This window comes from Burkholderia cepacia (assembly GCF_001039005.1).
GTDB lineage: Bacteria > Pseudomonadota > Gammaproteobacteria > Burkholderiales > Burkholderiaceae > Burkholderia > Burkholderia theae.
In genome coordinates, this window is sequence record NZ_LDWR01000009.1 from 40,494 (window position 1) to 63,574 (window position 23,081).

The following is a 23,081-nucleotide window of genomic DNA, read 5'->3' on the forward strand; positions in this document are numbered from 1 at the left end:
CTGAGTACCTTCCCGGCCTGCAAGCACACCCCCTCCGATCCGCGGATCAGGACACCTTGTCCGCCGCTGCCGCCGCATACCGGCCGTTGCCGCCGGCTTCGTCGCCCGCCGCCAGTTGTTCCAGCGCGAGGCCCTTCGTCTCGATCCCGAGCGTCCACACGGCGATCGCGGCCGCGATGAACGACAGCGCGCCGAGCGTGAACACGCCGCCCTGGCCGAACACGGGCAGCACGACGCCGACCACGTAAGGCCCGATCAGCGAGCCGACGCGCCCGATCGCCGACGCGAAGCCCGAGCCCGTCGCGCGCGCGCCGGTGCCGTACAGCTCGGGCGTGTACGTGTACAGCGCGGCCCACATCCCGAACAGGAAGAACTGCATCGCGAGGCCGGTGCCGATCAGCAGCGTCATGCTGCCGCCGTACAGCGCGCTCTGGCCGTACGCGTACGCCATCGCGCCGCCGCCGATCAGCGACGCGATGCAGGTCGGCTTGCGCCCCCAGCGTTCGACGAGCCACGCGGCGCACAGGAAGCCCGGCACGCCGCCGAGCGAGATCAGCACCGTGTAGAACACCGATTTCGTGACCTCGAAGCCGGCCTGCTGCAGCAGCGCGCCGAGCCACGACGTGAGGCCGTAGAAGCCGAGCAGTGCGAAGAACCACAGCAGCCACACCATCACGGTGCGGCGGCGGTACACGCCGCTCCAGATCTCGCGCAGTGCGCTGCCGCCACGCGCGGCCACCGGTTCGGCGAGCCGCGACGGCGGCGGCAGCGTCGTGACGCCGGCCGAGCGCATCACCTTCGCCTCGATCACATGCATCACCGTGTCGGCTTCCGCGTGCCGGCCCGCATGTTCGAGCCAGCGCGGCGATTCGGGCACGATGCGGCGCACGACGAGCACGAACACCGCGGGAATCGCGAGCAGCGCGAACACCGTGCGCCAGCCGAACTGCGGCAGCACGAAGTACGCGACGATGCCGGCCGTGATGAAGCCGAGCGGCCAGAAGCCGTCCATCAGCGCGATCAGGCGGCCGCGTTTCTCGGTCGGCACGAATTCGGACAGCAGCGTCTGCGCGACCGGGAATTCCATGCCCATCCCGATCCCGAGCAGCACGCGGTAGACGATCAGCGCGTCGACGCTCTGCGCGGTCGAACACAGGTACGACGCGGCGCCCCACAGCACCATGCTCCACTGGAACACGGGCCGGCGGCCGAAGCGGTCGGCGAGCAGGCCGGCGACGGCCGCGCCGAGCACCATCCCGAAGAAGCTTGCGCTCGCAACGAGGCCGGCGGCCGCGGTCGACAGCCCGAACTCCTTGCGGATCGAGCCGAGCACGAACGTCATCGTGCCGAGGTCGACCGAATCGAAGAAGAACGCGATTGCGATGATGAAGAAGATCCGCTTGTGATAGCCGGAGAACGGCAGGCGTTCGAGCCGGGCGGCGGCGGAAGCGGGAGCGGTGGCGGCGGGCATGGCGTCCTCTGAAATGAAAAGGGGCCTTGCAGCGCATGCTCCAGGGCCCCGATGCTTCGGTATTCAGTAGACGCGACCACAAAATGCCGCATCAGAGGAAAAGCGCCGCCTGCTTGCTCAAATGCGTCATCGGCGGCGGCGCGTGCCGCGTCAATTCTTCAGCTTGTATCCGGTGCGGAACATCCACGCGACGATCGCGAGCAGGATCACGAGGAACAGCCCGGTGGCGGCGAGGCTGATCCACACGTGCACGTCCGCGATCCCGTAGAACGACCAGCGGAAGCCGCTGATCAGGTAGACGATCGGGTTGAACAGCGTGATGATGCGCCACGCGGGCGGCAGCATGTCGACCGAATAGAAGCTGCCGCCGAGGAACGTGAGCGGCGTGATGATCAGGAGCGGCACGAGCTGCAGCTTCTCGAAGCTGTCGGCCCAGATGCCGATCACGAAGCCGAACAGGCTGAACGTGATCGCCGTCAGCACGAGGAACAGCACCATCCAGAACGGATGCAGGATGTGCAGCGGCACGAACAGGCCGGCCGTGGCGAGGATGATGACGCCGAGCAGCAGCGACTTCGATGCGGCCGCTCCCACGTAGGCGATCACGATCTCCCAGTACGACACGGGCGCGGACAGGATCTCGTAGATCGTGCCCGTGAAGCGCGGGAAGTAGATGCCGAACGACGCGTTCGAGATGCTTTGCGACAGCAACGACAGCATCACGAGGCCCGGCACGATGAACGACCCGTAGCCGATGCCGTTCACGTCGCTGATGCGCGAGCCGATCGCGGAGCCGAACACGACGAAATACAGCGACGTCGAGATCACCGGCGCGATGATGCTCTGCATCAGCGTGCGGCGCGTGCGGGCCATTTCTGCGCGGTAGATCGCGCGGATTCCTTGCAGGTTCATGGGCGTCAGGCTCCTTGTACGCCGTTGCGGCGATTGTCGATCAGGCTGACGAAAATATCCTCGAGCGAACTCTGCGTCGTGTGCAGGTCGCGGAAGCCGATGCCGGCGGAGCCGAGCGCGTTGATCAGTTTCGCGATGCTCGCGTCGTCGCGCTGCGAGTCGTACGTGTAGACGAGCGCGGCGCCGTCGTCCGCGCGTTCGAGCCCGAACGGCGCGAGCGTCGGCGGCACGTCCGTGAGCGGGTGCTCGAGCTGCACGGTCAACTGCTTCTTGCCGAGCTTGCGCATCAGCTCGCGCTTTTCCTCGACGAGCACGAGCTCGCCGCCGAGGATGATGCCGATCCGGTCGGCCATCTCCTCAGCTTCCTCGATGTAGTGCGTGGTCAGCAGGATCGTCACGCCGCTTTCGCGCAGCGAATCGACGAGCTTCCACATGTCGCGGCGCAGCTCGACGTCGACGCCGGCCGTCGGTTCGTCGAGGAACAGGATGCGCGGCTCGTGCGACAGCGCCTTCGCGATCATCACGCGGCGCTTCATGCCGCCCGACAGCGTCATCAGCTTGTTGTCGCGCTTGTCCCACAGCGACAGCGCCTTCAGCGTCTTCTCGATATGCGCGGGATCGGGTGCCTTGCCGAACAGGCCACGGCTGAACGACACGGTCGCCCAGACGGTTTCGAACGCGTCGGTCGTCAGCTCCTGCGGCACGAGGCCGATCATTTCGCGGGCCGCGCGGTATTGATCGCGGATGTCGTGGCCGCCGACCGTCACGCGGCCTGCGGTCGGCGTGACGATGCCGCAGATCGAGCCGATCAGCGTCGTCTTGCCGGCACCGTTCGGCCCGAGCAGCGCGAAGATCTCGCCGGGGCGGATGTCGAGGGTCACGTGCTTCAGCGCCTGGAAGCCGGACGCGTAAGTCTTGGAGAGGTCGGAGACGGAAAGGATCGGTTGCATGCTCACGGATGGCACGGCCGGCCGGCGCGGCGGCGTGCGCCGCGCGTGCCCGGCGTCGCCGCCGCTGCGAAGCGGCCGGGACCGGGGACGGCATGGCGGACGGGCGTCATGTCGAACGGCGCTGTGATGCGGGATCGCGGGACCGCCATATTAGCAATCGATAGATGGAAATGCATTCTGATGGAAAGGCCGCGCATGATCGGCGCCGGATTTGCGTGAAATGCACGTGCGTCGCTCAATAAAGCGCCTGTTTATTTGAAGTGAGCGAACAATGCATGCCGTTTTCCGTGAATCGGGCGGCGAGCGCGTTCCGACGCGGCAGCGCGGCGGCCGGCCGGCCGACTGTGCCGCCCGAACAGCGCCGCGCCGTACCGGGACGGCGTGTGCCGCGCTCGCGATAATGCGTTCCTTTCACGGTTCTCGGAGCGGGGCGAATGTCTTTGATCGATTTCAAATCGGTGGCGGCCGGGCAGGCCGTCGCGTGGAAATCCACGATCGTCGGCGAAGTCGGGCCGGCCAGGATCAAGGTGCTGCGGATGGACGCGCAGCCTTACGAAGCGGAAGTGCACGACTACAACGAGGGGCTGCTGGTGCTCGACGGCAAGCTGATGCTCGAAGTCGACACGGAAACGGTCGTGGTCGAGGCCGGGCAGATGTATCTCGCGCTCGCCGGCACGCGCCATGCGGTGCTGCCCGGCAGCCACGGCACGCTCGCGATCATCGACGTGTAAGGTTGCGCCGCAGCATGCAGGCGGGCCGTCGCGGGCCTGCCCGCTTGGCTGGGCGCGGGTTGGCCGCCTTCGTTCAAACGCGTGTTATACCGCTCCGGTATTTGTCTGAGCAAATAAAATGAAGGCTGTTTGAAAATGTGTCAAATACCGTGTAAACGCTAGGGTCGCGCGGCTTGCATCGTTTGGAACTCTGCATCCATTTACTTGTTTGAATGGTCCGCTCATAGTCTCGACAAACGACGCATCACGATAACCAATCAAGCGTACGTACGGAGACCAATTCATGAAGCGCGTATCCGCGGGGCCAATCGGACTGCCGTTTCCCAGTTTTTCGCTGAATGCAGGCGCGACGCAGGTCGCCTGCCTGCGTTATCGCATCGCCGTGTAGCGGCGAACCACTTTCCGTTTCGATTGTTCCGACGGCGCCGTGCCGGATGACGGCGCCGCGGGAGAACGCTTGTCTGCCGCCGCGGTTTTCATCGCATTTGCGTGAGCCGCGGAGCGGTTGCCTTGCGCGCACCGTCATGCGCCGCGCATTCGTGCGGCGGCGCGATACCAACCGGCGGGCCATGCAGCCCGGCCGGACGAGACTTGTCGTACCTGAAAAGGAGGGGTTGATGCTTTGCATTCCTGAATGGCGGAAGGCGATCCTGTCGTGCGCCGTGCTGGCGCTGCCGTTCGTCGCCGGTTGCGGCGGCGGCGACGATCCGGGGCCGATCAACGTGCCGCAGTGCTCGGGCAGCGCATGCGGGCCGAGCGGCGCCGAAACGACGCCGCCCGTCGTGACGAAGCTGTGTCCGGACGCGCTCGATTACACGACGACCTATACGGGCGGCGCCGGCAGCGGCGAGTACGTGAAGGTGAAGTTCGACACGACGAAGCTCACCTATCAGATGCAGTTCATCGAATCGTCGGTGCCGACGTCGGCAGGGCAGGTCAACAACACGCGTGCGGGCCTGACGATCAGCGGCGCATTCCATCATCCGACCAATCTCCCGACCGCCGAGCAGAACCGCTGTGCGTTCGTGCTCGACAATGGCGCGACGAGCGACGGCGCGTATGCGGTGACGATCAACCGCGTGGATCCGCCGATGCTGTTCGTCGGCAATGGTGTGGTGGGCGGCGGGATTCCCGGGGCGACGATCGCGTTCACCGGGATCGAACCGTTCCCCGGCTTCGTGCTGGGTGTCGTGCCGTCGCGCACGTTCGATTTTTATCCGTTCATCGGCTTTACCCAAACCGAAACCGATTTCACGAAGGTCGCGGGCAACTACAACGAAGTGGGTATCCACCTGTCGCCCGTCGGCGGCAGCGCCCAGAGCAGTGCCGGGGCGGTCGGCTGGGAGCCGGACGTGGTCAACTGGAACCAGACGCTCAATGCGGACGGTTCGTGCACGATCACCCCGAATAGCGACTACTCGTGCCAGACCACCGGATCGCCGTGGGCATTGCGCAAGAACGCCGACGGATCGGCCGACAACGTGTTCGTGAGCAACGCGGTGGCGAACCAGTTCGGTGCGGTCTCGTATCCGGTGGCGGGTCAGGCGCCGGGCATCGTGATCTCGACGCCGAGCCAGGCGAAGGGGATCATGATCGTCGGCAAGCTGAACGGTGTGCGGGTGCCGGTCGTGATTCGAGTCGGTTACACGCATGTCGATTCGAGCAATGCGCTGGCGTCGGTCGCCGATGCCGAAGTGGGGATCTCGATGCTCTCGTCGACCACCGCCATCGCGGCAAACTCGCTGAAGGGCGGCTTCATCGGCGCAACGAGCGCGTCCGCATGCGGTGTCGTGGCGCCCAGCACCGCGACGTTCGCGGTCGCGAATTCGGGCCCGAGCTTCAACAACAACGTGCCGCACCCGGATCTGCCCGGCAGTTTCAACGGCACCTTCTTCCTGGCGCAGGCGGGCAGCTGCAACGACGGCACCGCGGTATCGACGATCGCCGCGAACTATACGTCCACGCTGTTCCAGGGCAAAACCGCGGCGTTCATCGACCCGCAGACGTCGTCGGTGACCTCGCAGTTCGCGCTGGACTACACGCAGGCCACGCCCGGCAAGATCAAGGTCACGGCCACGCAGGACTTCAACGCGAAGGGTGCAAGCGGCAACGTCGCGATCTTCAAGAAGGGCGACACGGGCTGGATCGTGACGGCCGGCAACGTCTACGCGATGGTCGTCAACAACAGCCAGGTCAACCCGTTCTTCACGGTCGGCGCGTTCGTCCAGTAACCCGGCGTACTGAACACGTAACACCGGCGGCGCATGCGTCGCCGCCGGCGAATCGAATTTCAAGAGGATTCCTATGAATTTGAAACATTGGATGGCCGCGGCCTCGCTTGCACCCGTGCTGGCTGCGTGCGGCGGCGACGGCGACCCGCCGCCCGCGCCGGTGGTGCGGCTGTGCCCGCAGACGATCGACTACAACACGGTGTTCATCGGCGGGTCGGGGTCGGGCGAGCTCGTGAAAGTGCAGCTCGACACGACGAAGATGACGTACCGGATGACCTACCTCGCATCGCCGGTGCCGACCACCACGGGCACCGTGCAACCGACCCGCGATACGGCGCCCGCGAACGTGGTCGACGGCACGCTGGCCGACGAAACGGGGCTGCCGACGGTGAAGCTGAACCAGTGCACGTTCCGGATGCAGAACGCGAGCCTCGACCCGAGCCGGCCCGCGCGGCTGTTCCTCGGCGAAGGCGTGCTGGGCGGCGCGATCCCGGGCGCGACGATCCAGTTCAACGGCGTGATCGGCGTCGGCAAGATTCCGCAGACGACGTTCCCGTACTACCCGTTCATCAGCTTCTCGTCGCTGGAAACCGATCTCACGAAGATCGCTGGAACCTACAACCAGCTCGGCTATCACCAGGTGCCGTCGCAGAGCTTCCAGCCGGTGGCGCTCGATCAGAAGGTGACGATCAACGCGGACGGCAGCTACGTCGAGACCGACAACTTCGGCAAGAAGAACGGCGGGCAGCCGCTCGCGTCGAGCGCGACCGTGAACCAGCCGTTCACGCTGCGCCCGGATTCGCCGGCGTTCCAGTCGCTCAACTACCAGCCGCAGATTCCGCCGACGCTCGCCGCGCTCGATCCGGCGAAGGCCGGCAAGGGGATCCTGATCGTCGGCAAGCTGCGCAACCAGCTCGTGCCGATCTTCATTCGCACCGGCGCGGCGAACGCGGATCTCACGCAGGGCCCGCCGAGCGCGGACGACGAATCGGGCATCTCGATCCTGAGCCCGCAGACGGCGATCGCGCTGGGCTCGCAGAACGGCGAGTACACGGGTGTCGACAGCGCGTTCAACTACCGCGCGACCGCGCTCGTCGGCGCGCAGGCCACGCTGCTCGATCCGTTCAACGCGTCGCAGGCCGCACTTACGCGCGCGCTGAACCTCGACTACACGCAGAAAGTGCCGGGCGTCGTGACGACCGTGCACGCGGATGCGGCGTCGGGCCCGGCGACCGGCAAGTTCGTGTTCACGGGCGGTGTGTTCGGGTTCCTCGACATGGCCGATACGAGCAATCCGTACTTCACGGTCGGCGCGTTCGTGCAGTGACCGCACCCGGACGGAGACACGGCGGCGTCGCGCGCGGATGCGCGGCGCCCGGACAGAATGAGGGGGAGACTTGATGAAGAAGCTGATTGTCGCGGGTGTCGTCGCAGGCATGTCGACGCTCGCATCGGCCCAGCAGGCGGGCGACAACGTCGCGACGCTCGGGTGGTTGCACATCATGCCGCAGGATTCGACCAACGGTCTGACGACGAATCTCGCGAGCATGCCGATCAACGGGCCGCTGCGCCTGCCCGGTTCGTTCACGTCGCCGGGCACGAGCCTGACGGTCAACAACGCCGATACGGTCGGCCTCACGCTCACGCACTTCTTCACCGATCACATCGCGGTGACGTCGGTGCTCGGCGTGCCGCCCGAGTTCACGCTGACCGGCCACGGCACGATCAAGCCGCCCGGCCCGGCCGGCGCGCTCGGCAGCGTCAACATGGACGATCCGGCGAACCAGCCGGCCGTGAAGAACGCGCGGCAGTGGAGCCCGACGATCATTCTGCAGTACTACTTCAACTCGTCGACCGCGCGGTTCCGGCCGTTCGTCGGGATCGGCGTGGCCTACAGCTGGTTCAGCAACATCGAACTGAACGGCAACTTCGCGAAGGACATCAACCAGAACCTCGGCAGCGTGCTCGCGGCCGGCGCCGGCAAGCCGGGGCCGACGTCGGTGGAGGGCAAGGCGTCGTCGTCGTTCACGCCGGTCTACAACGTCGGCGCGAGCTATGCGATCGACAAGCACTGGGGGCTCACCGCGACGCTGACGTACATGCCGCTGAAGACCTACTCGTCGCTCGTGATCAAGGCGGCGGACGGTTCGACGCTCGCGACCACGCGCACGCGGCTGAAGGCCGATCCGCTGATCACGTTCGTCGGGATTTCCTACAAGTTCTGAACCGACCGGCGCGCATGACGCGCGCCGGCGGTTTCCTGCGACCGGCTGGCCGGATTCATCCGGCCGGAAGGTTGCGTTCCTGGCGGCGTGCCGCCATTTGTGAAGAGAGGGGGCAGTTCAAATGAGCATTCGCAAAATCGTGTCGCTTGTTGCTGCAGTGGCTTTCACCGCGGTTTCGGCCGCGCCTGCTTTCGCCGTCACCGTTACGCGCGCCGATGGCCAGCCGATGAATCCGAACGGCGAGCCGTTCTCCGTGTCGGGGCTCACGAGCCTCAGCAAGGGGGCGATCAGCGCGACCTGCACGGCGACGTTCAACGGGACGATCACGTCGACCGGTATCGTCAACATCACGTCGACGACGTTCTCGGGCGGTGCCACCTGCGGCCTGATCAGCGGCACGGCGAGCAGCACGTCGCCGTGGACGGGCCAGGCAGACAGCACGACGCAGCTGTCGATCAACAACGTGCAGGTGAACGTCGCGCTGCTCGGCGCGTGCGGCCCGAGCAAGGTGGTCACGGCATGGAGCGATCCGAACTCGTCGCTGACGTTCAATAACTCCGTCCTGACGCCGAATTGCACGGTGTCCGGCACGGTCACGACGTCGCCGAAGTTCCACGTGCAGTAAGCGTCGCGGAACGAACCGGAAGCCCGTCGCGCGCGAGGGCCGTGCGGCAAGCGTGGCGGGTTTCGGTTACCTCGATGCATTCATATCGTCGCGCGTATCGGCGCGACGGCCGGTTGGCCGCACGTGTCGCGATCCGATGCGGGTGGCCTTGGAGGGTCGGCGCGGCATACCGCGCCACCCGTTCGACTGAAACAACATCATTCCGATTGGCCAGAACTATCCCGGACGACCCATGCTCACCGACCCAGCGAAGTATGGTGATGCCCGCGGCGCGACGCCTGACCGGCTGCGCACGGCCGCGTGGTTGCAGTACCTGATCGAACATCTCGACGCGGCCGCCTGCGCGATGGCGGCGGGCGATGCCGGCGACACGACCGTCGTCGCATCGCATGCGATACGTGTGCGGGCCGGCGAGAGCCTGTCTCGCGACGCGACGGCGGCCCTTCAGCGGCTGGTACCGTGGATCGCAACGGACAGCGGCGGTTGCGCATGCGACCCGACCGACCTGCTCGGCGCGTGCTCGCATGTGCCTTCCGCGCAGCAGCTCGCCGAAGCCGAACGCTGTTGCCCCGGCTCGCGCGCCGTGTTCGAGGCGGCGCACGGCGTGATCGATGCGTGCGCATTCGACGATCCCGACGTCGGGTGGGCTGCACTCGAACGGATTGCGGGCGGTGTCGAATGCAACGACGCTAATGTTGGCTGGCGCACCGCACATGAAAACGACGGGCAGGGCGAGATACCCGTTGCGAAGAACCTGAGAGAAAAACTGGCCGTCGTCGCGGCGACGAGTGCGGAAACATCGGCTCGGCCCGGCGCCATCATCGACGCGATCGTGTTGCGCGCATGCGGCCCGCGCGACGATGCATCGCGCATCGACGAGATGGCCGCGCTCGCGATGTTCTCGGCCGAACTCGCCGCCGGCAACGGGGTTTCCGTTGCGGCGTATGGCGGTCAGCACAACCTCGTCGCGCAGGCGATCCGCACGCATCGCGCCGACCTCGCGTCGACGGATGCGTTGCTTGCGGCGCTATCCGTGTGCAGGCTCGATCGACTCGTCGGCGCGGGCAGCTTCTGGGCGCACTACCTGCTGGCCGGCATCGTGATCGCGGCGCCGGACGCGGTGCGGGAAATCGGCCGGCGCTTTCATGGCGACACATGGCAGACATGGCTCGATCACGTGCTCGCGTGGCCGGCGGTCAATCGCTTCGGGCCGACGGAGGATGCCGCGTTCGACCGCTTGCGCAATGCGATGAGCCTGACGTCGCGATGGAATCCGATCGTCCGCGCGAAGCGGATGCGGACGCACGCCGTGGCGGCAGCCCGGTCCGGTGACGACGCGAACAAGGCTGACTGACGCACGGCCTTTGCCGGAACGACACGAAACGACCCGCGCGCGAACACCCCGTTCGCGCCGAAATACGGCGCCCCATTCGCATGCGCGAGTGGGGCGCCAAGCTGCGGCACGCCGTGCCGCCACACCGACCTGACCGATCGCGCGACACCCGCGGATCCGAGCCGCATCGACCGGACGCAGTATGATTCCGCAGACGATGCCGGCGATCGCTCGATCCGCAGTACCCGACCGCCCGCACCGCCGAAGGTCCGTCAAGCCAGTTGAAAGCCGGACGCCAACAGCCGTCGCGCGAGATCGCCGCTGCCGAACCCGCGTCCGGATCACATTCATCGAAACGGTCAGTCAGATGTCAAAGCAACACAAGAAAATCCTTCTCCTGAGCGTCAGCGCCGGCGCCGGTCATACCCGTGCGGCCGAAGCGATCCGCGCCTTTGCGGACCACCATCCCGCAGGCATCGAAGCCACGCACCTGGACGTGATGGACTTCGTTTCCACCGGCTTCCGCAAGCTGTACACCGATCTCTACATCAAGCTCGTCAGCAGCCAGCCGGCGCTGTGGGGCTACCTGTACCAGAAGACCGACGAGGTCGATCCCGCCGCGCCGTCGCAGAAGATCCGGCGCGCGATCGAACGGCTCAATTGCCGGCAGTTGCTCGCGGAGATCGAACGGCAGCGCCCGGACGCGATCATCTGCACACACTTCCTGCCGGCCGAACTGCTGTCGCGCGAGATCCGCAAGGGGCGCGTCGACACGCCGGTATGGGTGCAGGTCACCGATTTCGACCTGCACAGCATGTGGGTCGTGCCGAACATGCGCGGCTACTTCGCGGCCAACGACGAGATCGCGTGGCGCATGCACGCGCGCGGCATGGCGCCCGAAACGGTGCACGTCAGCGGTATTCCGATCATGCCGGCGTTCGGCCAGCCGCTCGATCGCGCAGCGTGCGCGGCCGAGTTCGGCCTCGATCCCGCGCGGCCGACGTTCCTGATGATGTCGGGCGGTGCCGGCCTCGGCGGGCTCGACGTGCTGGCGACGCGGCTGCTGGAGATGGACGCCGATTTCCAGCTGATCGCGCTGGCCGGCAAGAACCAGGCGATGCTGGCGTCGCTGCAGGCGCTCGCCGCGCGGCATCCCGGCCGGCTCTTTCCGCAGGGCTTCACGCAACAGGTCGAACGCCTGATGGCCTGCGCCGACCTCGTCATCACGAAGCCGGGCGGCCTGACGACATCCGAATGTCTCGCGATGAAGCTGCCGATGATCGTCAATTCGCCGATTCCGGGCCAGGAAGAGCGCAACGCCGATTTCCTGCTCGAACAGGGCGTGGCGCTCAAGGCCATCGACGACGATGCGCTCGTCTACCGGATCCGCGCGCTGCTGCAGACGCCTGAGCGCCTGGCCGACATGCGCCGCCGTCTGGCTCCGCTCGGGCGGCCGCTGGCCGGACGCTTCGTGCTCGACCGCGTACTGGGCCTGGAGCCTGCCGCATGAGCGTCGCGCGTTTTGTGCCGACGCGTCATACGCTGTTCGTCGTCGCATGGGTCATGTTGCTCGCGTTCTTTTTCGCGAACGTCGAGATCCAGATCGAGGGCAGCGCGGGCTGGGCCGCCAACCTGCCGACCTGGCGCATCGAGCATCACTGGCTGCTCGACCTCTTCTGGGGCGGGCGCCCGATGACCGGCTACCACGCGTGGGTGTTCCCGTTCGTCGCGCTGTTCTTCCACCTGCCGCCCATCTTCAACGCGCGGTGGTCGTGGCGCATCGAAGCCCGCATCATCGCGTGCATCATGGTGTTCTGGTTGACCGAGGATTTTCTGTGGTTCGTGCTGAATCCGGCCTACGGTCTGGCCCGCTTCAACCCGGCCAACGTGCCGTGGCATATCCACTGGCTGGGCGTCGCGCCAACCGACTACTGGACCATGAGCGCCGCCGCGATCGTGCTGTTCATCCTGTCGCGCGAGCGCAGCAAGCGCGCATTTTATTGAACGCTGAACCGACATGAAAACCGCTTTCCTTGCCGCGCTCGCCGTCACGCTCGCCGCGCTCGTGCAGCCGGCCCATGCGGACCCGGCGTCCGGCGTTGCGGCCCGACCGATCGCGGCCCGACCAATCCAATGGGCGCAAAGCATTGCCGATGCGCGCGTGAACAACCTGCATCGGATCACGCCGACGCTGTACCGCAGCGCGCAGCTGTCGCGGGCGGACGTGCCGGAGCTGCAGAAGCTCGGCATCCGCAAGGTCATCAGCTTCCGCTCGTTTCACGCGGACGACAGCATCCTGGCCGGCACGCAGATCAAGATGCAGCGCATCCGGATCAACACGTGGGACATCCGCGACGACGACATGGTCGCCGCGCTGAAGGCACTGCGAACCGCCGACCAGGACGGTCCGGTGCTGATCCACTGCCAGCACGGCGCCGATCGCACGGGCCTCGTCTCCGCGCTGTACCGGATGGTGTACCAGGGCTGGACGCGCGAACAGGCGCTCGACGAGCTGCAGCACGGCGGTTACGGGTTCCATCCGATCTGGCAGAACATCACGAATTACCTGGAGCACGTCGACGTCGAGCGTTTGCGGCGAGAGGTCAACAACGGTTGAGCCGGGAATGAAAAAACGCCGCTGACGGGAATCGTCAGCGGCGTTTTCGTTGGGTGCGCGGGCAGCGCGCCCGCCGTCGTCAGACCGTTTCCGGCTGTCGCACGGCCTTCGCGACATTGCGCGCCAGCGCGCCGTTCGCGACGAAGTACGGCACGTCGACACGCGCGAGCGGTTTGCGGCCGCGAATCTTGTCGGCGATCTTCTCGGCGATCATGATCGTCGGCGCGTTCAGGTTGCCGGTCGTGATGATCGGCATGATCGACGCATCGACGACACGCAGCCCTTCCAGCCCGTGCACGCGACCCTCTTCGTCGACCACGGCCATGTCGTCGTAACCCATCTTGCACGAGCACGACGGATGGAACGCGGTCTCCGCGCGGGCCCGCACGAACGCGTCGAGCTCCTTGTCGGTCTTGCAGTCGGCGCCCGGGTTCAGCTCGCGGCCGCGATAGCGGTCGAGTGCGGGCTGCCGCATGATCTCGCGCGTTGCGCGGATCGCATCGCGGAACTCGCGCCAGTCGAGCGCTTCGGCCATGTAGTTGAACAGGATGCTCGGATGCTGGTTCGGGTCGCGCGAACGCAGCTTCACGTGGCCGCGGCTCGGCGAGCGCATCGAGCCGACGTGCGCCTGGAAGCCGTGCATCTCGATCGCGTTCGAGCCGTTGTAGTTGATGGCAACCGGCAGGAAGTGATACTGGATGTTCGGCCACGGATCGTCGTCGCGCGTGCGGATGAAACCGCCCGCCTCGAAGTGATTGCTCGCGCCGAGGCCCGTGCCGTTCAGCATCCATTCGAGGCCGATCTTCGGCTGGTTCCACCACTTGAGCGCCGGGTACAGCGATACGGGCTCCTTGCACTCGTACTGGATGTACATCTCCAGGTGGTCCTGCAGGTTCTGGCCGACACCGGGCAGGTCGAGCACGACGGGAATGTCGAATTCCTTCAGCCACGCGCCGGGGCCGACGCCCGAGCGCTGCAGCAGTTGCGGCGATGCGATCGCGCCGCTGCAGACGAGCACTTCGCGGCGCGCATGCGCGGTTGCGCGCTCGCTGCCGCGCAGGTACGTGACGCCCGATGCGCGCTTGCCGTCGAACAGGATGCGGTCGGCGAGCGCGTGCGTGACGATCTCGAGGTTCGGCCGTGCACGCGCCTGGTCGAGGTAGCCGCGCGCGGTGCTCGCGCGGCGGCCGCGCGGCGTGACGGTGCGGTCCATCGGGCCGAAGCCTTCCTGCTGATAACCGTTCAGGTCGTCGGTGCGCGGGTAGCCTGCCTGCACGCCCGCGTCGACCATCGCCTCGAACAGCGGGTTCACGCCCGGCTTGCTGGTCGTGACCGACACGGGGCCGTTGCCGCCGTGGTAATCGTTCGGGCCGACGTCGCGCGTCTCGGCTTTCTTGAAGTACGGCAGGCAGTCGAGATACGTCCAGTTCTCGAGGCCCTTGTGCGTCGACCAGTTGTCGTAGTCGAGCGCGTTGCCGCGGATGTAGCACATCCCGTTGATCAGCGACGAGCCGCCGAGCCCCTTGCCGCGGCCGCATTCCATCCGGCGGTTGTCCATGTGCGGCTCGGGGTCGGTCTCGTACGCCCAGTTGTAGCGGCGGCCTTGCAGCGGATAGGCCAGCGCCGCCGGCATCTGCGTGCGGAAGTCGAAGCGGTAGTCGGGGCCGCCCGCTTCGAGCAGCAGCACCGTCACGTCCGGATCTTCCGTCAGGCGCGTTGCGAGCACGTTGCCCGCGGAACCGGCGCCGCAGATGATGTAGTCGTATTCGCGTGTCGTCATGACGGGTTCTCCTCCCTTAAGACTCAAAACACCGGGTTGTAGCGGCCGAGCTCGACCTGCACCGACTTGATTCGAGTGTAGTGCTCAAGCGTCGTGATGCCGTTCTCGCGTCCGACACCGGATTGCTTGTATCCGCCAACCGGCATCTCGGCCGGCGATTCGCCCCACGTGTTGATCCAGCAGATGCCGGCTTCGAGGCGATGGATCGTGCGGTGCGCGCGCGACAGGTTCTCGGTCACGACGCCGGCCGCGAGCCCGTAGTGTGTGTCGTTCGCGCGGGCAATCACTTCGTCCTCCGATTCGAAATCGAGGATGCTCATCACCGGCCCGAAGATTTCCTCGCGGACGATTTTCATGTCGTCGCGGCAGTTGCCGAACACGGTCGGCGCGACGTACTGGCCGCTGCCGAAGTGACCATCGGTCAGGCGCGTGCCGCCGGCCAGCAGCTTTGCGCCTTCGGCCTTGCCGCTTTCGATGAAGCCGAGCACCTTGTCGAGCTGCGCGGCCGACACGAGCGGGCCGAAGTTGGTATCGGCATCGGTCGGCTTGCCGACGCGGATGCGCTTCACGCGTTCGAGCACGCGCTGCGTGAACGCGTCCTTGATCGAGCGGTGCACGAACACGCGCGTGCCGTTCGTGCAGACCTGGCCCGAGCTGAAGAAGTTGGCGGTCACCGCGATGTCGGCCGCGCGGTCGAGGTCCGCATCGTCGAACACGATCAGCGGCGACTTGCCGCCGAGTTCCATCGTCACTTCCTTCAGCGACGACGCGCCGGCCAGCGACATCACCTTCTTGCCCGTCTCGACGCCGCCCGTAAACGACACCTTCGCGATGTCCGGGTGGCCGGTGAGCAGCGCGCCGACCGAGCCGTCGCCCTGCACGACGTTGAACACGCCGGCCGGCACGCCGGCTTCCGTATAGATTTCCGCGAGTTTCAGCGCGGTCAGCGGCGTGACTTCGCTCGGCTTGAACACCATCGCGTTGCCGGCCGCGAGCGCGGGCGCCGTCTTCCAGCACGCGATCTGGATCGGGTAGTTCCATGCGCCGATGCCCGCGCACACGCCGAGCGGTTCGCGGCGCGTGTAGACGAACGAATCGGCGCGCAGCGGCACCTGCAGCCCTTCGATCGCGGTCGCGAGGCCTGCGTAGTACTCGATCACGTCCGCGCCGGTGACGATGTCGACCGCGAGCGTCTCGCCGATCGGCTTGCCGGTGTCGCGCGTTTCCAGCGCCGCGAGTTCGTCGTTGCGCTCGCGCAGCAGGTCGACCGCGCGGCGCAGGATGCGCGAGCGCTGCATCGCGGTCATCGCGGCCCATTCGCGCTGGCCTTCCCGGGCAGACGCGACCGCGCGGTCGACGTCGGCCGCGCTCGCCTGCTGCACCTGCGCGAGCAGTTCGCCGGTGGCGGGATCGAAGGTGTCGAAAGTCTTGCCGCTCGTGGCGTCGACGTAACCGCCGCCGATGTAGAGGCGCTGCAAACCGAATACGGACATGAGGATCTCCTGGAGGGCGATTGCGTGCCGCGTCAGTCGGACGCGAGCAGCAGGTCGATGTAATCGTGGGCGAGCTTCAGCGCCGCCCGGGTGTCGATCGGGCCGCCGGCGAGCGCACCGCGCAGCCACAGGCCGTCGATCAGCGCGGCGAGGCCGCTGGCGGCTTCCCGCGCTTTCGTGCGCGGCAAGGCCTTCGCGAATTCGGCGCACAGGTTCGAATGGAGGCGCCGCGTGTTGACGTGCTGCAGGCGCTTGAGCATCGGGTCGTGCATGCTCTGCGACCAGAACGCGAGCCACGTCTTCATCACGGGCGCGCTGACCTGCGTGTCGTCGAAGTTCGCGGCGACGATCGCGCGCAGCCGGGCGCGCGGGTCCTTGCGCGCGGCCACGCGACGGGCCGTGGTGGCCGACCACAGGTCGCGCAGCACGTGCCGCATCGTCGCTTCGAGCAGGCCGTCCTTGTCGCCGAAGTAGTGGCTGACGATGCCCGTCGAGATGTTCGCGCGTTGCGCGACCGATGCGAGCGTCGTGCCGGGCAGACCCGCTTCGTCGATCGAGCGCAGCGTGGCGTCGATCAACTGGGCGCGGCGAATCTCCCGCATTCCGACTTTCGGCATCGCGACTCCCTTCGCCCGGGCGGGCATGCATGGAAGTCGAGAGCTTAGCGGTTTTTTATTGATCGTTCAATCAACAAAAAATCGGGGTCCGACGATGAAGAGGGGGGCGGCGGTGTCGCGGATCGACCACGTGCGGCGATGTGCAGGTGCGGAAAAACGAATTGAAAGAATGTTGAATAACGAGAATTATGTTTAAAACGGCTCGTGAAAAGATGGTGCAATGCACTGGAAAATTTCTGGCCTCGTTTCTATTACGAAACGAAAGAGTGTCGAGGTGTGTGATATTCACCGCGATGTGAAATTGTGAATGCGGATGGTGAAGGTCGGTAAACTCCAAAAATCCGTTTCAATCAGTCGATTTAAATGCTGTATATCGTTGAATAAAAAGAAAAATATATGGTCTATGTATGCCGATGAAGGGCGCTCGCAAACGATTGCCATCACCTTCCTGGCGATCCCGCATACCATAGAAAATGATAAAAAAATTTGAATCCGGCCCATTTCCCAACTGAGTAGAGGGGCTCGTTGGAATGACTTGAGTAAGTAATATTGTCCGTATTAGTATGGCGCCGCACTACGAGGAATGAATGGGCGCCGCGGGTATTTGCCGCGGTGCGTCGGTTATGGGCTCGGCGACAGGCCGTGCGCCGGGCCGGCGCCAGCCATTGCGCACCTGCAGCATGCCGCGACGTCGAGACGCCGCATCCACCGGAGAACGACGATGCCGACCGAAAAACACGTGGTCCCGCTGCCGAATGGTCTGAAGGTCTACGTCGAACGGAACGTGTTCGACCCGGCCTTCGACACGGCGATGCTCGTCAACGGCGCGCTCGCGACGACCGCGTCGTTCGGGCAGACCGTCCAGTATCTGGGCGAGCGGATCAACACGATCTGCTTCGACCTGCCGTATGCGGGGCAGTCGCGCCAGCACAACCCGGGCTGCTTCATCCTGACGAAGGACGACGAGGCCGCGATCCTCCAGCATCTGGTCGAGCGCTTCGCGCCCGCGTTCCTGGTGTCGGTGTCGTGGGGCGGCGTCGCGTCGCTGTTCGCACTCGCGCGCGGCTGCCCGAGCGTGCGGCGCGCGGCGATCTGCTCGTTCTCGCCGTTCCTGAACGACGCGATGGTCGACTACGTGACGCGCGCCCGCGATCACATCGCGGCCGGCGAGAACCTGAAGGCCGCGCAGTTGCTGAACGACACCGTCGGCCGCTACCTGCCGCGCATCATGAAGCTGTACAACTACCGGTATCTCACGCGCCTGCCGCGCGACGAGCAGGACCAGGTCGCGTTCCACGTCGACCAGATCCTGTCGCTGCAGCCCGAGCGCTACTTCAGCGAGTTCTCGAACATCGGCTGCGAGCTGCTGTTCCTGAACGGCGAGCGCGACGAATACACGACGCCGGCCGACGTGCGCCAGCTCGGCGCGCACGTGCAGCGCGCGCGGTTCGCGACGGTGCCGGACGCCGGTCATTTCCTCGACATCGAAGGCCGCGCGCAGCGCGAATACACCCGTACCACGCTGCTCGATTTCTTCTGCGACGGGGCGCCCGCGGCCGGCATGGCGCTTGCCGCCGCGCAGGCGTGTGTGTCCGCACCGATGCACGCGCTGTCGTCGTGACGCCGCGCATCGTGCATCCGGCGTATCCGAATTCCCATCCCAACGAGGCAGGCCAGCCGTGAATATCGTTCAGACCATCGCCATCGTCGTTCCGTGGGCCGCATGGCTCGCCTACTGGATCGCCACGTCGCAGGGCGTGAAGACGACCGTGCGCAAGGAAGCGTCACGCTCGCGCACGCTGCAGTCGATTCCGCTGATCGTCGGCGGCGCGCTGATCATCCTGCCCGATCCGTCATGGCAGGCGCTCGTGCCCGACTGGCAGCGCTTCGGCCTGCAGGCGCAGTGCGGGCTCGCGGTGCTGGTCGCCGGCCTGCTGTTCTCGGTGTGGGCGCGGCTGCACCTCGGCACGAACTGGAGCGTGTCGGTCACGCTGAAGGAAGACCATGAACTCGTGCGCACGGGGCCGTACGCGCTCGTGCGCCATCCGATCTACACGGGCTGCCTGATCGCGCTCGTCGGCGCCGCGCTGATCGGCGGCGAATGGCGCGGCGCGATCGGCGTGCTGCTCGTGTTCGCGTCGCTCGCGTACAAGGTGCGCGTCGAGGAGAGCTGGCTCACCGGGTATTTCGGGCCGGCGTACGCGCAGTACCGCCGCGAGGTCGCGGCGCTGATTCCCGGCTTCTACTGAACCCCGCGAGGCGCGCGATGGCGAAGATGATCGTGACCGCGATCGGCTCGGCGGGCGACGTGCATCCGCTGCTCGGCGTCGCGCGCACGCTCGCGGCGCGCGGTCACGACGTCGTGTTCTGCACGCACGCGCCGTTCGAGGCGGCCGTGCGCCGTTGCGGTTTCGCATTCGTGCCGGTCGGCACCGCGGCCGAATACGAGGCCGCGATGGCGAATCCCGCGCTGTGGGACCCGCGCACGTCGTTCCGTACGCTGTGGCAGGTGATCGCGCCGATGCTGCGCCCGCACTACGACGCGCTGCGGGCGCTGACCGATGACGATACGGTCCTCGTCGGCACGCTGTGGGCATTCTCCGCACGCTTCATGCAGGAGCTGCACGGCACGCCGTATGTGTCGGTGCAGGTGTCGCCGTCGACGCTGCTGTCCGCGCATGCGCCGCCGACGCACCCGCGCCTGACGATTCCCGCGCGCTGGCCGCTGTCCGTGAAGTCGGCGCTGATGACGCTGATCGAGCGTCAGGTGCTCGACCGCGTATGCGGCCCCGCGCTGAACGCGGTGCGCCGCGATCTCGGGCTCGCGTCCGCGCGGCGCGTGCTCGGCCGCTGGCTGCACTCGACCGACGGCGTGCTGTGCCTGTTTCCCGGCTGGTTCGCGCCGGCGCAGCCCGACTGGCCGTCGAATCATCTGCAAAGCGGTTTTCCGCTGTTCAACGACATTACGACGCCCGACGAAGATGCGGAACTGGATGCGTTTCTGGCGGCCGGCGAGCGGCCGGTCGTGTTCACGGCCGGCTCGACGCTCGTCGATCATGCGGCGTACGCGCGCGCGGTGGCGGACGCGCTGCGTGCGACCGGCGCGCGCGGCATCCTGCTGACCCCGCACGATGCGGCGCCGGACGGCAACCGGCTGCTGGTGCGCCGCTTCGTGCCGATGCGCACGCTGCTGCCGCGTTGCCGTGCGCTCGTGCATCACGGCGGGATCGGCACCGCGGCGCTCGCGTGCGAGGCCGGGATCGTGCAGGTCGTGACGCCGTTTGCGCACGACCAGTTCGACAACGCACAACGCGTCGCGGCGAGCGGCTGCGGCGTGCGCGTCGACGGCCCCGTCGACGGCGCGCGTCTCGGCGCGGCGCTGGCGCGCGTGCTCGACGAACCCGCGTTTGCGGTGCATGCGGCGCGCACGCGCGCGCTGATCGCTGCCGCGCCGGACGGCTGTCACGCGGCCGCCGATTTCATCGAACGGTTCGCACCGAAGCGCGGGCGGAAGGGCGCGCGAGCCGATGTCGCGGTGGCGGGCGCATGAGCACCGCGTCGCCGCTTCACGATGGGCCCGCCGCGCCGTCCGCGTTCGACGTGCCGGCCCCCGCGCCGGCCGCGCAGCCGGTGCGCGGTATTCGGCTCGCGCTGCTGACGTTCGCGCTGTCGCTCGCGACTTTCATCGAGGTGCTCGACTCGACCGTGACGAACGTCGCGGTGCCGGCGATCTCCGGCAGCCTCGGCGTGTCGAACAGCCAGGGCACGTGGGTGATCAGCTCGTATTCGGTCGCGGCCGCGATCGCGGTGCCGCTGACCGGCTGGCTCGCGCGCCGCGTCGGCGAGTTGCGGCTGTTCGTCGGCGCCGTGCTGCTGTTCACGCTGACGTCGCTGCTGTGCGGGCTCGCGCGCGACCTGCACGTGCTGGTGATCTGCCGCGCGCTGCAGGGGCTGTGCTCGGGTCCGATGGTGCCGCTGTCGCAGACGATCCTGCTGCGCACGTTCCCGCCGGACAAGCGCACGATCGCGCTCGCGCTGTGGGCGATGACGGTGCTGCTCGCGCCGATCTTCGGGCCGGTGGTCGGCGGCTGGATCGTCGACAACTTCTCGTGGCCGTGGATCTTTCTGATCAACCTGCCGATCGGACTGTTCTCGTTCGCGGTCTGCACCGCGATGCTGCGCCCCGATGCGCAGCGCGGCGCGGCCGGCCCGATCGACGTGCCGGGCATCGTGCTGCTCGTGATCGGCGTCGGCTCGCTGCAGGCGATGCTCGATCTCGGCCACGATCGCGGCTGGTTCGATTCGCCGCTGATCGTCACGCTCGCGGTGGTCGCGGGGATCTCGATCGTGTCGCTGCTGATCTGGGAGGCGGGCGAGGCGCACCCCGTCGTCGATCTCAGCCTGTTTCGCGACCGCACGTTCTCGTTTTGCGTGCTGATCATCTCGCTCGGGATGATGAGTTTCTCGGTGGTCGGCGTCGTGTTCCCGCTGTGGATGCAGGCCGTGATGGGCTACAACGCGTTTCATGCAGGGCTCGCGACGGCGTCGCTCGGCGTGCTCGCGCTTGTGTTCTCGATCCTCGTCGGCCTGTACGCGCATCATTTTGACGCGCGCGTGCTCGCGACGGTCGGTTTCCTCGTGTTCGCGGGCGTCCTCGCGTGGGATGCGCATTTCACGCTGAAGATGACGTTCGCGCAGATCGCCGCGCCTGGCCTGATCCAGGGGATCGGGCTGCCGCTCTTCTTCATTCCGCTGACCGCCGCGACGCTGTCGCGCATTCCCGACGACCGGCTTGCCGCCGCGTCGAGCCTGTCGAACTTTCTGCGCACGCTGTCGGCCGCGTTCGGCACCGCGATGAGCGTGACGCTGTGGGACAACCGCGCGACCTATCACTACGACGTCGTGTCGCAATCCGTCACGCATGCGTCCGCGAACACGCAGCGTTTCGTGCATGCGCTGAACGGGATGGGCGTGGACGGCGTGCGCGAGCTGAGCACGCTGCACCAGGTCGTGATGCAGCAGGCCTACATGATGGCGACGAACGACATGTTCTGGATGGCGAGCATGACCTGCCTCGCGCTCGCGGCCATGATGTGGCTGACGCGACCCAAGCGCGGCGCGGCGGCGTCCTTCGGGCATTGAGGAGATGAACATGACGACACTCGGCGCACTCGTGATCCTGTATCACCCGAGCGATGCGCAGCTCGAAGCACTCGGTGCATGGCGGCATGCGTGCGATGCATTGCTCGTCGTCGACAACACGCCGCAGCCCGATGCACGGGCACGCGACCTGTGTGCGCGCGACGGCATCGCGCTGCTGCATCACGGCAATCGCGGCGGGATCGCGGGCGCGTACAACGCGGGGCTCGTGGCGTTGTTTCGCGACCGCATCGATGCGGTCGCGTTGTTCGACCAGGATTCATCGGTGCCGGCCGCGTATTTCCCGGTGATGCGCGATGTTTGTGCCGGGCTCGCGGGGCGTGCGTTCCTGGCCGGCCCGCGCATTTTCGATGAGAACGCGCGCAGCTTCCTGCCCGAACTGTCGACCAACGGCATCGGGCTGCGCCGCCTGCACATCGAGCCGGGCGCGCCGCTGCAGCGTTGCGCGTTCCTGATCTCGTCGGGCTGCGTCGTGTCGCGCGACGCGTTCGACTTGCTTGGCCGGTTCGACGAGACGCTGTTCATCGATCACGTCGACACCGAATACAGCTTCCGTGCGCTGTCGCGCAACGTGCCGCTCTATGTCGTGCCGTCGCTGGTGCTGCCGCACCGGATCGGCGCGAAGCAGCGCCACGCGATCGGCCCTTTCGAAATGACGTCGATGAATCACTCGTGGCAACGCCGCTACTACAGCGCGCGCAATGCGGTGCAGCTCGGGATGCAATACGGGCTGCGCTTTCCGGTGGCGATCGTGCCGAACCTGCTGACCGTGTGGCAGATCGTGCAGATCGCGCTCGTCGAACGCGACAAGCGCGCGAAGCTCGCGGGCATCCTGTTCGGCGTCGCGGACGGCCTGTTCGGCCGGCTCGGCCCGCTCGAACGCACGCGGCCGCGGCTGGCCGCGCGTGCGCAGCGCATTCAGCAGGGATGAGGGGC

General features: G+C 66.7%; 20 protein-coding genes. 14 read left to right on the forward strand and 6 right to left on the reverse strand.

What is annotated here, in order from left to right:
• Positions 1-46: 46 nt before the first annotated feature.
• The 3 genes from VL15_RS04130 to VL15_RS04140 form a co-directional block, all read right to left on the reverse strand.
• Positions 47-1,471 (reverse strand): MFS transporter, encoded by a 1,425-nt coding sequence (locus tag VL15_RS04130; RefSeq protein WP_048243259.1) that lies wholly within the window; start codon positions 1,469-1,471, stop codon positions 47-49.
• 150 nt (positions 1,472-1,621) lie between these two features.
• Positions 1,622-2,383 (reverse strand): ABC transporter permease, encoded by a 762-nt coding sequence (locus tag VL15_RS04135; protein WP_048243260.1) that lies wholly within the window; start codon positions 2,381-2,383, stop codon positions 1,622-1,624.
• 5 nt (positions 2,384-2,388) lie between these two features.
• Entirely contained in the window at positions 2,389-3,333 is a 945-nt protein-coding gene (locus VL15_RS04140; protein WP_048243261.1) for an ABC transporter ATP-binding protein, read from the reverse strand.
• A gap of 434 nt (positions 3,334-3,767) precedes the next feature.
• On the opposite strand from VL15_RS04140, the gene VL15_RS04145 reads away from it, so the two are divergent.
• The 9 genes from VL15_RS04145 (at position 3,768) to VL15_RS04185 (ending at position 13,095) form a co-directional block, all read left to right on the forward strand.
• Positions 3,768-4,064, forward strand: coding sequence for a cupin domain-containing protein (locus tag VL15_RS04145; protein ID WP_048243262.1), 297 nt, complete (start codon positions 3,768-3,770; stop codon positions 4,062-4,064).
• A gap of 617 nt (positions 4,065-4,681) precedes the next feature.
• Positions 4,682-6,295, forward strand: coding sequence for a DUF2957 domain-containing protein (locus VL15_RS04150; protein WP_048243263.1), 1,614 nt, complete (start codon positions 4,682-4,684; stop codon positions 6,293-6,295).
• A 73-nt stretch (positions 6,296-6,368) separates the two neighbouring features.
• On the forward strand, positions 6,369-7,622 hold the full coding sequence (locus VL15_RS04155; RefSeq protein ID WP_048243264.1) for a DUF2957 domain-containing protein: 1,254 nt from the start codon (positions 6,369-6,371) through the stop codon (positions 7,620-7,622).
• A 73-nt stretch (positions 7,623-7,695) separates the two neighbouring features.
• Positions 7,696-8,520 carry an OmpW/AlkL family protein gene (locus VL15_RS04160; RefSeq protein WP_048243265.1) on the forward strand — a complete coding sequence of 275 codons (825 nt, stop codon included), beginning with the start codon at positions 7,696-7,698 and terminating at the stop codon, positions 8,518-8,520.
• A gap of 121 nt (positions 8,521-8,641) precedes the next feature.
• Positions 8,642-9,145, forward strand: a complete 504-nt coding sequence (locus VL15_RS04165; RefSeq protein WP_048243266.1) for a hypothetical protein — start codon at positions 8,642-8,644, stop codon at positions 9,143-9,145.
• Positions 9,146-9,377: 232 nt separating this feature from the next.
• Positions 9,378-10,499, forward strand: coding sequence for a hypothetical protein (locus tag VL15_RS04170; protein WP_048243267.1), 1,122 nt, complete (start codon positions 9,378-9,380; stop codon positions 10,497-10,499).
• Positions 10,500-10,845: 346 nt separating this feature from the next.
• A complete protein-coding gene (locus tag VL15_RS04175; protein ID WP_048243268.1) occupies positions 10,846-11,988 on the forward strand; it encodes an MGDG synthase family glycosyltransferase in 1,143 nt (380 codons plus the stop codon).
• Positions 11,985-12,482, forward strand: coding sequence for a hypothetical protein (locus VL15_RS04180; RefSeq protein ID WP_048243269.1), 498 nt, complete (start codon positions 11,985-11,987; stop codon positions 12,480-12,482). The genes VL15_RS04175 and VL15_RS04180 overlap by 4 nt, the downstream gene beginning before the upstream one ends.
• A 13-nt stretch (positions 12,483-12,495) precedes the next feature.
• Complete coding sequence (locus VL15_RS04185) at positions 12,496-13,095, forward strand: dual specificity protein phosphatase family protein (protein WP_053077580.1); 600 nt, start codon at positions 12,496-12,498, stop codon at positions 13,093-13,095.
• A gap of 79 nt (positions 13,096-13,174) precedes the next feature.
• Here the strand turns inward: VL15_RS04185 and betA are convergent, their stop codons facing one another.
• The 3 genes from betA to betI are packed head-to-tail and all read right to left on the reverse strand — an operon-like array spanning position 13,175 to position 16,985.
• Positions 13,175-14,875: a choline dehydrogenase gene (betA, locus tag VL15_RS04190; protein ID WP_048243270.1), complete on the reverse strand. Its 1,701-nt coding sequence runs from the start codon at positions 14,873-14,875 to the stop codon at positions 13,175-13,177.
• A 23-nt stretch (positions 14,876-14,898) separates the two neighbouring features.
• On the reverse strand, positions 14,899-16,368 hold the full coding sequence (betB, locus tag VL15_RS04195; protein WP_048243271.1) for a betaine-aldehyde dehydrogenase: 1,470 nt from the start codon (positions 16,366-16,368) through the stop codon (positions 14,899-14,901).
• A 32-nt stretch (positions 16,369-16,400) separates the two neighbouring features.
• Entirely contained in the window at positions 16,401-16,985 is a 585-nt protein-coding gene (betI, locus tag VL15_RS04200; RefSeq protein ID WP_048243403.1) for a transcriptional regulator BetI, read from the reverse strand.
• Between the two features lie 721 nt (positions 16,986-17,706).
• Between betI and VL15_RS04205 the strand changes: the two genes are divergently transcribed.
• Genes VL15_RS04205 through VL15_RS04225 form a run of 5 tightly spaced genes read left to right on the forward strand, consistent with a single transcriptional unit; the run spans position 17,707 to position 23,076 of the window.
• The gene (locus VL15_RS04205) at positions 17,707-18,606 is read left to right on the forward strand and encodes an alpha/beta fold hydrolase (protein WP_048243272.1); all 900 of its coding nucleotides are present in this window, start codon (positions 17,707-17,709) and stop codon (positions 18,604-18,606) included.
• A gap of 58 nt (positions 18,607-18,664) precedes the next feature.
• Positions 18,665-19,234, forward strand: a complete 570-nt coding sequence (locus tag VL15_RS04210; RefSeq protein WP_011547084.1) for a methyltransferase family protein — start codon at positions 18,665-18,667, stop codon at positions 19,232-19,234.
• 17 nt (positions 19,235-19,251) lie between these two features.
• Positions 19,252-20,535, forward strand: a complete 1,284-nt coding sequence (locus VL15_RS04215; protein WP_048243273.1) for a glycosyltransferase — start codon at positions 19,252-19,254, stop codon at positions 20,533-20,535.
• A complete protein-coding gene (locus VL15_RS04220) occupies positions 20,532-22,127 on the forward strand; it encodes a DHA2 family efflux MFS transporter permease subunit (RefSeq protein WP_048243274.1) in 1,596 nt (531 codons plus the stop codon). Before VL15_RS04215 ends, VL15_RS04220 begins: the two co-directional genes overlap by 4 nt.
• Before the next feature lie 10 nt (positions 22,128-22,137).
• A complete protein-coding gene (locus VL15_RS04225; protein WP_048243405.1) occupies positions 22,138-23,076 on the forward strand; it encodes a glycosyltransferase family 2 protein in 939 nt (312 codons plus the stop codon).
• Positions 23,077-23,081: the final 5 nt, after the last annotated feature.

Excerpts from the sequence above, each read along its gene's own strand:
- VL15_RS04155 (WP_048243264.1), top strand. The coding sequence starts at position 6,369 with ATGAATTTGAAACATTGGATGGCCGCGGCCTCGCTTGCACCCGTGCTG.
- VL15_RS04145 (WP_048243262.1), top strand. The coding sequence starts at position 3,768 with ATGTCTTTGATCGATTTCAAATCGGTGGCGGCCGGGCAGGCCGTCGCG.
- VL15_RS04160 (WP_048243265.1), top strand. The coding sequence starts at position 7,696 with ATGAAGAAGCTGATTGTCGCGGGTGTCGTCGCAGGCATGTCGACGCTC.
- VL15_RS04180 (WP_048243269.1), top strand. The coding sequence starts at position 11,985 with ATGAGCGTCGCGCGTTTTGTGCCGACGCGTCATACGCTGTTCGTCGTC.
- VL15_RS04175 (WP_048243268.1), top strand. The coding sequence starts at position 10,846 with ATGTCAAAGCAACACAAGAAAATCCTTCTCCTGAGCGTCAGCGCCGGC.
- VL15_RS04205 (WP_048243272.1), top strand. The coding sequence starts at position 17,707 with ATGCCGACCGAAAAACACGTGGTCCCGCTGCCGAATGGTCTGAAGGTC.
- betB (WP_048243271.1), bottom strand. The coding sequence starts at position 16,368 with ATGTCCGTATTCGGTTTGCAGCGCCTCTACATCGGCGGCGGTTACGTC.
- VL15_RS04150 (WP_048243263.1), top strand. The coding sequence starts at position 4,682 with ATGCTTTGCATTCCTGAATGGCGGAAGGCGATCCTGTCGTGCGCCGTG.
- VL15_RS04170 (WP_048243267.1), top strand. The coding sequence starts at position 9,378 with ATGCTCACCGACCCAGCGAAGTATGGTGATGCCCGCGGCGCGACGCCT.
- VL15_RS04140 (WP_048243261.1), bottom strand. The coding sequence starts at position 3,333 with ATGCAACCGATCCTTTCCGTCTCCGACCTCTCCAAGACTTACGCGTCC.
- VL15_RS04225 (WP_048243405.1), top strand. The coding sequence starts at position 22,138 with ATGACGACACTCGGCGCACTCGTGATCCTGTATCACCCGAGCGATGCG.
- betI (WP_048243403.1), bottom strand. The coding sequence starts at position 16,985 with ATGCCGAAAGTCGGAATGCGGGAGATTCGCCGCGCCCAGTTGATCGAC.
- VL15_RS04130 (WP_048243259.1), bottom strand. The coding sequence starts at position 1,471 with ATGCCCGCCGCCACCGCTCCCGCTTCCGCCGCCGCCCGGCTCGAACGC.
- VL15_RS04165 (WP_048243266.1), top strand. The coding sequence starts at position 8,642 with ATGAGCATTCGCAAAATCGTGTCGCTTGTTGCTGCAGTGGCTTTCACC.
- VL15_RS04215 (WP_048243273.1), top strand. The coding sequence starts at position 19,252 with ATGGCGAAGATGATCGTGACCGCGATCGGCTCGGCGGGCGACGTGCAT.
- VL15_RS04220 (WP_048243274.1), top strand. The coding sequence starts at position 20,532 with ATGAGCACCGCGTCGCCGCTTCACGATGGGCCCGCCGCGCCGTCCGCG.
- VL15_RS04135 (WP_048243260.1), bottom strand. The coding sequence starts at position 2,383 with ATGAACCTGCAAGGAATCCGCGCGATCTACCGCGCAGAAATGGCCCGC.
- VL15_RS04185 (WP_053077580.1), top strand. The coding sequence starts at position 12,496 with ATGAAAACCGCTTTCCTTGCCGCGCTCGCCGTCACGCTCGCCGCGCTC.
- betA (WP_048243270.1), bottom strand. The coding sequence starts at position 14,875 with ATGACGACACGCGAATACGACTACATCATCTGCGGCGCCGGTTCCGCG.